The following is a 7,572-nucleotide window of genomic DNA, read 5'->3' on the forward strand; positions in this document are numbered from 1 at the left end:
GGACCTGTCGCACCGCTATTGCTCTGCAGCAGCTTGTCATCAAATCGCCATACATCGTTAGTAACATTTGTTCACAATGATTCCCTTGGCGATGCTGCATGCCTGAAATCCCCGAGTATCTGAGCGACTTCCGGCCACGTTTTCGCCCACCCAGTGCTGCCGACCTGTGCACCGAGGTTCCGTGCATGACGACTGACGACACGAACGAGCAGGTCATGGAGGTTTTCAACCGCCACCGTGACCTCGTCAGTCTTCCTGTGGTGGAAGGGAGGCAGCCTATTGGGCTCATTAATCGGAGCATCTTCCTGTCTCAGATGAGCAAGCAGTTCCGCATGGAACTCTACGGCCGCAAGAGCTGCATCGCGTTCATGGACAAGGAGCCGCTGATAGTGGACTCAGCTCTGGACATCGAGGCGCTGACCTTCAAGACCGTGGAATATGGCGAGAAGGCGCTGTCCGACGGTTTCATCATTACCCGCGATGGGGCATTTGCCGGGACAGGCAACGGGCTGCAACTCATGCGAGTGGTCGCGGACATGCAGGCTTCGCGCAATCGCCAGATCATGCACAGCATCGAGTACGCCAGCGTGATTCAGCAATCGACGCTTCGCAGCTCCCTGGATGCGCTCGCTCGAGCCTGTCCGCAAGCCCATCTGGTGTGGGAGCCGCGCGATATTGTGGGCGGCGATTTCTATCAGTTCAGCACGGGCTCTGACGGCTGGTTTGCGACCGTGGCCGACTGCACGGGGCATGGAGTGCCGGGGGCTTTCATGACGCTGATCGCCTCAACCAGCCTCAATCAGGCGATAGAGCATCACGGGCCACGCGACCCGGCCAAGCTGCTGGGCCATGTCAATCGCAGCATCAAGCAGATGCTGGGTCAGGTGAACGGCCAGGATGGAACGCCGGGCTCCGACGATGGCATGGATGCGGCTTGCTTCTGGTTCGAGCCGGCAAACGGGCGCTTGACCTTTGCGGGTGCAAGGCTGTCGATGTTCTTGCTGCGCCCCGGAGCGGACACCGTGGAGGTACTGGAGGGCCAGCGCAAAGGAGTCGGCTATGTCGACAGCGAGATCGACTTCGCCTGGTGCAATCAGGAAGTCAGTCTTCCCGGTGACACCTTGGTCTTCGTGAGCACCGATGGACTGATTGACCAGATCGGAGGTCCGCGTGGCATTGCTCTTGGCAAGCGCCGGGTACGGGAGTCACTGGTCGAGAACCGGGAGAAATCTCCTTCAGAGATCAATTTGGCGCTGCTCGAGACTCTTCGCGCCTGGCAAGGTGAACACCACCGCCGTGACGACCTGACATTCTTTTGCTTTCGCACCTAGCCTCCAGGCCCATATATGCCTTCCCCCCTGATTGCCGAGAAGTACGGCTCCTTCTTCAATTTGGCACGCCAGCACCAAGTCATCTTCTACTACGTCGGCTACTTCTCGCAGCACATCGTTGCGGCAATGGCCGATGCGGTGAAGTTGCAGCTTGAAGTCGCTGGGGTTGCGGCCCCAACTCGGCGCAAGCTGTTTTCCTCGTTCGTGGAGATGGCGCAGAACATCATTCATTACTCTGCTGATTCGCTGACCCCATCCAGTCTGGACAACGGGGAGCTGCGTCACGGATCGGTTTGCATTCGCCGGGAAGACGACGGCAGTTTCTTGCTGCTTTGTGCAAACCCCGTAGAGCCGCCAATGGCCGAAGAGCTTCGAGTGAAACTGAACGCGCTGCGGAACATGACACTTGAAGAGATCAAGCAAGCCTATAGACAGACGCTTCGCGAGGAGACGCCGGAAGGAAGCAAAGGTGCGGGCATGGGTTTCCTGACCGTTGCCCGGGATGCCAGGGAGCCGTTGGAGTTTGATTTCGACGCCGAGTCCGGTGACTCGCCGGTCTTCTACTTGAAGGCGGCCATATAGGCACAGCGAGACCGTCAACGAATAAAGAAAACCGATGGAAAACCTCTACATTGCCCCGACGCCCAGCTCGCCCGAGGTGGATTTTAGTTTTGACGCGCATACCTTGAGCGTGCGTGGCGAGTCCTACCCAGAAAATGCCGCAGCTTTCTACAGCGACATCATTTCGCGGCTTAAGGACTATCTGTCCGTCCAGACGGATACCAAGATTGAAGTGAATATCGCGCTGGCATATTTCAACAGCTCCAGCACCAAGATGCTCTTCAATTTGATAGAAGCCCTGAGCAATTCCGCAGAGGCCGGTAATCGCGTGGTGCTCAATTGGTATCACGATGAAGAAGACGACACCATTCTTGAGTTCGGGCAGGAGCTGAGCGAGGATTTCCCCGCTCTCGAGTTCGTGACCCATCCAGTCGGAGCAGCCTGAATGGACAGCCCTGGCGTAGCGGCGTCGCCAGATCTCTTTGAGGCAGAGAATCAGGCGCTGTTGACCGCGCGAGCGGCGCATGCTGGCTGTGCTTGCTCCGCTCCATCTCAATGCCGGCAGGCACTGGGCGACCTGCTCCTCGCATACGAAAGGCTGCTGCGCGAAACGCGCCGGCTGGTGCGCCGCAGCGATCGGGCGGAACTGGAGATGAACCAGCTGAATGCTCGACTGCAGGATCTGGCGGCGGAGCTTGAACATCGGGCCACTCACGACACTCTTACGGGCGTCTTGAACAGAGCTGCCGTGATTGATTTGGTGAACCGCCACTTCGCGCATGATGACCTCTCGCTGATCGTGCTGGATATCGACCACTTCAAGAGGATCAACGACAGTTTTGGCCACCCCATGGGGGACAAGGTCATCCTCGGCGTCGTTGCCTGTCTTCAGGCAGTGGTGCCTGCCACGGCACACATAGGCCGGGTCGGGGGTGAAGAGTTCACCGTTGTCTTGCCCCGCCAAAGTGGGCCCGCTTCCGAGAGGCTCGCACAAGGCCTTCGGCGCGCGATTGAAAGCTACGAATTCGATCTGCCCGATGGAAGTGGCGTCACTGCCAGCTTTGGCGTGAGCTGGGCGCTTCCGGGCGGCGATTTCGACAACGCATATGGGCTCGCGGATGAAGCCCTCTATGTCGCAAAGCGTGGCGGACGCAACCGGGTCTGCCTTGCTGCGTGTTCCTTGCCGTCTCTCGAACATGAGGTCTGAGTCGGCACCAAGGGGGCAGCACTCAAGCTTGGCCACCATCGACGCAACGCGAAGCGTAGATCCGGGCAGCGGGCCCCGGTGGCGCATCCTCGTCGTAGACAGGGATCCCGAGGTTCACTCGGCAACCCGTGCTGCCCTGAATGCTCAAACGCTGTTTGAGCGCCCTCTGCTGTTCATGCATGCGTTTTCCGTCGACGAGGCAAGATCACTGCTTCTGCTCGAAAACGACCTGGCCGTGGTCATACTCGATCCAGCCATGGAGCGCTCCAGCGCGGGACTCGATCTGGTGGATTTCATCCGCCGCTCAGCGGCTCTGCGGAATACCCGCATCGTTCTTCTCACCGGGCAGCCGGAACAGGAGCCAGGTCTTGAGGCACTGCTTAGCTATGACATCAATGACTGCAGAACGAAGGCGGAACTGACTGCGGATCGGCTGCGCGTCATCGTCGCCACCGCAGTTCGTTCCTACAAGCAGCTCTGCGCGGCGGATACGAGCCGAGGCGGTCTGGAGCATGTTCTGCGATCCAGTGCCTCTCTTCTTGAGACCAAAGACTCCTACGAGTTCGCATCGGGCGTATTGACACAGCTCGCGGCTTTATTGAAGGTCGCGCAAACAGGCCTGGTCTGCGCCCAGGAGCCGGCCAATCCTGAGGGCTACTTCGTACAGGCGGCAACTGGCCGCTTCTCAGAGCTGATCGGGCTCCCGCTGCAGTTGCTGCCGCCGACGCCGGAACTGGGCCTGCTGAGGAAATCCGTGGCAGGTCGATGCAATGTCTACGGCGACACTGGCGGACTGGCGCTGCATATCGGTCACCAAGATGGACAAGACTTCGTGGTGTTTATCGATGTGCCCAAGCAACACGCTGTACTGCATCCGCAGTTGCTGGATGTCTTCTGTGCCAACTTGAACACGTTGCTGCATAACCGCGGTTTGCTCGGGCGCTTGAAAGAGAGCGCATACCATGACCCTCTGGTGAACCTCCCCAATCGTGCGCATTTCGTCGAGGCGGTCGATGAATGCGCAAAGCGCGGGATGACCGACTACATCCTGGCTTTGATCGACATTGACGATTTCAGTGCTACGAACGATCTGATGGGCCATCTGTTTGGGGATCGTCTTTTGGAACGTGTCGCTCGCTGTCTCGAAGATGCGCTCCCAGGCGATGTGCTGTTGGCCCGGCTGGGCGCAGATACCTTCGGGGTACTGGGCCCCATTCGACAGGTACAACCAAGAGGTCTTTTGGAGTGCGTGCGCCAACCGCTGAGTATCGATGGGGGCCCGTACAAGGTCTCGCTCACCTGTGGCTATGTACTTCTGCCCAGAGAATTTCGGGCAGGGGCAGACCTGGTCAAGGATGCAACGATCGCACTGAAACGCGCAAAACGAGACCACCGTGGTCAAGACCTGCAGTACTCCGAGCAAATGGGCGCCGAGGCGCGGTCTCGTGCGCTGCTGCTGTCCGAACTGAGGGAGGCGATCGAGAACAGGGAGTTGTTTCTTGTGTACCAGCCTCAGATCAATCTCGCAACCAATGGCCTTGTCGGAATCGAGGCGCTTCTTCGCTGGCGCACGGAAGACGGCCGATTCGTGCCACCCGACAAATTCATTCCCGTCGCAGAGCACTCCGGTCTCATTGTTGCCCTGGGTCAATGGGTGCTCATGGCCGCATGCGCAACGATGCGCGAATTGCTGGATGCAGGAGCTGCACCGCAGCGCATAGCCGTCAATGTCTCCACGGTGCAGCTTCAGGATCCAGGATTCCTCGAGATGGTCTGCGACGCACTAGCCAGCAGCGGCTTGCGCGGAGATCACCTTGAGTTGGAGATCACCGAATCAGTGGCGGCACTCCCCACGGAATTGTTGAAATCAACGCTTTCAGCGATGAGGGCAAAAGGCGTCTCGATCGCCATCGATGATTTCGGCACGGGGTACTCCTCGTTGAGCTATCTGGAGCAGCTTCCCCTCGACCGCATCAAGATCGACCGCTCCTTTGTGCGTCAGCTCAGCGAGCCAGACGGAGCTCGTATTGCGGAAATGGTGGTGCAGCTGGGCCGAAAGCTCGGTCTTAGCGTACTTGCGGAAGGGATCGAGGACGCCGCTGTGTGCAAAGCACTGCTGGCCATGGATTGCCATGAAGGACAGGGCTATCACATCGCCAGGCCCATGGACAAGAAAGCTCTGGTGACCTGGCTTCAAACGTACTGCCCCAATGCAAAAGCCGAAAGCCCTGCCCAAACGGCCGCGCCGCCGAACGAACGTTCTTCTGATTCACAAGGCGCTCCAGCGTTCAGAACGGAGGAGTCGGCAGCGGCCGTCCTCTATGCACTCAACAATCCTTCAAAGCACGGTGCACGAGAGCGAGATCGGCATACCTGCGCGTGAGCCTGGCGTTTTCCTCCTTCAACTGCCTGAATCGATCCGTCTTTGCCATCATGGAAGGCTCAAGTCCATACCGAGCATCCTGGCAAGGCCGAAGGTGAAGAGCAACACACCCAGGAGCGCCAGCATGAAGGCGGCAACCACCTTGCCGCCCGTGCGCAGTAGTGCGCCCTTAGTCATCCCCTTCTTCTTGCCCTGGTCGTAATGCCACTTGATGGCGAAGAACATGCACGTGCCGAAGATGAGAACCTTGAACGTAACGAAGACTACAGGGACCCAATCGATCATTTTGAAAATTTCCAGCCTATGACTTGACACTGTCTATCGTAAGGAACACCACCTCCCGGTCGAGAGAGGCGAAAACGTCAGCGGCGGCCATACAAGGATGGTGTTGCCACACGCTCCAAGGCATATTACTTAAAAGCAATTTCCATACATTGAGACAAAAAGACAAAATGTCCTCATATGAAAGCCATACAAGATGACAGTTTGCCAGTTTGGTTGCCACGATTGTCCGTGCATGGCGGGCCACGGTTTTTGCAGATCGCGGATGCCTTGCAGGCGGCGATGGCAGACGGATCTTTGACCCCGGGTGACCGTCTACCTCCGCAGCGCCGGTTGGCAGCACAGCTGGGCGTCGACCTGACGACGGTCACGCGTGCATATGACGAAGCCAGGCGCCGCCACTTGTTGGAGGGGCGCGGCGCTCGAGGCACTTATGTCGCGGCGCCGAAAGTTGAACTGAGCGCTATCCTCGATCTGAGCATGAATACCCCACCACCGCCGGATGGCGTGGACTTCGACGACATGTTGAAACAAGGTTTGTCTCAAGTATTGATGAGGGCAGATACTGCATTGCTGATGACTTACCACTTGGGCGGGGGAAGCGACTCCGACCGCAAGGCTGGAGCCCAATGGCTAGCACCGATGTTTGGACCGCTGGATTCTCGGCAGGTGGTTGTCTGTCCTGGCGCGCAAGCGGCGATCGCCGCATTGATTCTTGCGCTGACGGAGCCTGGCGATGTGATCCTGGCAGAGCCGACGAGTTATCCCGGCCTGCGTGCCGCAGCGACCCAGTTCGGCCGGCGCATCATTGCGGTGGAAGCGGACCAGTACGGGATGGTGCCTGAGAGGCTTGAGCAAGCGTGCCGCCAGCACCAGCCTCGGCTGGTCTACCTTAATCCGACATTGCAGAACCCAACCGCCATCACCATTCCGGAACGTCGGCGCAAGGAGCTCGCCAACACCGCCAAGCGCTGCAATGTACGCATCGTCGAGGACGATCCCTACTGGCTGCTTGCCGATGCCCCGCCACCACCAATTGCCACGTTTGCCCCGGAACAGGTGTGCTACATCTCAACCCTGTCGAAATGCCTGACGCCCGGCCTGCGTGTCGCCTTCGTGCTCATCCGGGACCCGCACGAATGCGAACGCTTCCTGGCCGCGCTCAGATCATTTGCACTAATGGTCGCTCCGCTGACGGCCGCGCTGGCCACGCAGTGGATTCTCGACGGTTCGGCCGACGGATTGCTGGAAGGCGTACGCAAGGAGGCGCGTCTGCGCCACCGGATGGCTCGGGATCTTCTAGCGGGGAGGTACAGCGGCGCTGGAGACGGCCTGCATGCATGGCTCGAGTTGCCGGGGTATTGGAGCTCTGCACAGCTTGAGCGTGCAGCCGACAGCGAGGGCATCGCCGTCACGCTGGCGGAAGCATTCGCAACTGACGCAACCAGCAGCGGATCCGTGAATGCCATTCGCATCTCCTTGGGCAGCATCAAGGACCGTGGACGCTTACAGGCGGGTCTTCAACGGCTGTCCCATCTGCTTGCAAGGCGGCCCGAGTCGTTCAGCGCGGCTGTGGTTTAGCTGCCCAGGAAACACGGAGCATCCTTCAGGAGTTCTCTCAATACGGTCGCATGGGTTTGCTGCCTCGGTGTTTATGTATCGTGAGATCACGCGCGAAAGTGAACAGACTGAAAGAAAGCTACGTGAGCCGTGCTGGCCAACATCAGCTTCGGGTTGTGGATTCAACCGGTCGATGCAACGCACTCGTCAAACATCTCAGCCGGGGTTCTGTAGCCCAAGGTCTTCCT

At 58.8% G+C, this 7,572-nt stretch carries 7 protein-coding genes; 6 read left to right on the forward strand and 1 reads right to left on the reverse strand.

Annotated features, from left to right (window positions below):
• The first annotated feature begins 98 nt into the window (after nt 1-98).
• Genes AB6724_RS18740 through AB6724_RS18760 form a run of 5 tightly spaced genes read left to right on the forward strand, consistent with a single transcriptional unit; the run spans nt 99 to nt 5,482 of the window.
• Complete coding sequence (locus AB6724_RS18740) at nt 99-1,331, forward strand: SpoIIE family protein phosphatase (protein ID WP_369340048.1); 1,233 nt, start codon at nt 99-101, stop codon at nt 1,329-1,331.
• 15 nt (nt 1,332-1,346) lie between these two features.
• The gene (locus AB6724_RS18745) at nt 1,347-1,913 is read left to right on the forward strand and encodes a SiaB family protein kinase (protein ID WP_369340049.1); all 567 of its coding nucleotides are present in this window, start codon (nt 1,347-1,349) and stop codon (nt 1,911-1,913) included.
• 34 nt (nt 1,914-1,947) lie between these two features.
• A complete protein-coding gene (locus AB6724_RS18750) occupies nt 1,948-2,337 on the forward strand; it encodes a DUF1987 domain-containing protein (protein WP_369340050.1) in 390 nt (129 codons plus the stop codon).
• Nucleotides 2,338-3,099 (forward strand): GGDEF domain-containing protein, encoded by a 762-nt coding sequence (locus AB6724_RS18755; RefSeq protein WP_369340051.1) that lies wholly within the window; start codon nt 2,338-2,340, stop codon nt 3,097-3,099. It begins immediately after the preceding gene.
• Nucleotides 3,089-5,482 (forward strand): putative bifunctional diguanylate cyclase/phosphodiesterase, encoded by a 2,394-nt coding sequence (locus tag AB6724_RS18760; RefSeq protein WP_439329897.1) that lies wholly within the window; start codon nt 3,089-3,091, stop codon nt 5,480-5,482. Before AB6724_RS18755 ends, AB6724_RS18760 begins: the two co-directional genes overlap by 11 nt.
• Before the next feature lie 48 nt (nt 5,483-5,530).
• On the opposite strand, the gene AB6724_RS18765 is transcribed toward AB6724_RS18760, so the two are convergent.
• Nucleotides 5,531-5,767 (reverse strand): hypothetical protein, encoded by a 237-nt coding sequence (locus AB6724_RS18765; protein ID WP_369340052.1) that lies wholly within the window; start codon nt 5,765-5,767, stop codon nt 5,531-5,533.
• 177 nt (nt 5,768-5,944) lie between these two features.
• Between AB6724_RS18765 and AB6724_RS18770 the strand changes: the two genes are divergently transcribed.
• Nucleotides 5,945-7,345, forward strand: a complete 1,401-nt coding sequence (locus AB6724_RS18770) for an aminotransferase-like domain-containing protein (protein ID WP_369340053.1) — start codon at nt 5,945-5,947, stop codon at nt 7,343-7,345.
• Nucleotides 7,346-7,572 lie beyond the last annotated feature (227 nt).

Source organism: Comamonas guangdongensis (genome assembly GCF_041079535.1).
In the GTDB taxonomy this organism is placed as follows: domain Bacteria; phylum Pseudomonadota; class Gammaproteobacteria; order Burkholderiales; family Burkholderiaceae_C; genus Comamonas; species Comamonas guangdongensis.

What these genes read in the sequence shown, in the direction of transcription:
- AB6724_RS18755 (WP_369340051.1), top strand. Translation starts at nt 2,338, where the DNA reads ATGGACAGCCCTGGCGTAGCGGCGTCGCCAGATCTCTTTGAGGCAGAG.
- AB6724_RS18765 (WP_369340052.1), bottom strand. Translation starts at nt 5,767, where the DNA reads ATGATCGATTGGGTCCCTGTAGTCTTCGTTACGTTCAAGGTTCTCATC.
- AB6724_RS18760 (WP_439329897.1), top strand. Translation starts at nt 3,089, where the DNA reads ATGAGGTCTGAGTCGGCACCAAGGGGGCAGCACTCAAGCTTGGCCACC.
- AB6724_RS18750 (WP_369340050.1), top strand. Translation starts at nt 1,948, where the DNA reads ATGGAAAACCTCTACATTGCCCCGACGCCCAGCTCGCCCGAGGTGGAT.
- AB6724_RS18745 (WP_369340049.1), top strand. Translation starts at nt 1,347, where the DNA reads ATGCCTTCCCCCCTGATTGCCGAGAAGTACGGCTCCTTCTTCAATTTG.
- AB6724_RS18740 (WP_369340048.1), top strand. Translation starts at nt 99, where the DNA reads ATGCCTGAAATCCCCGAGTATCTGAGCGACTTCCGGCCACGTTTTCGC.
- AB6724_RS18770 (WP_369340053.1), top strand. Translation starts at nt 5,945, where the DNA reads ATGAAAGCCATACAAGATGACAGTTTGCCAGTTTGGTTGCCACGATTG.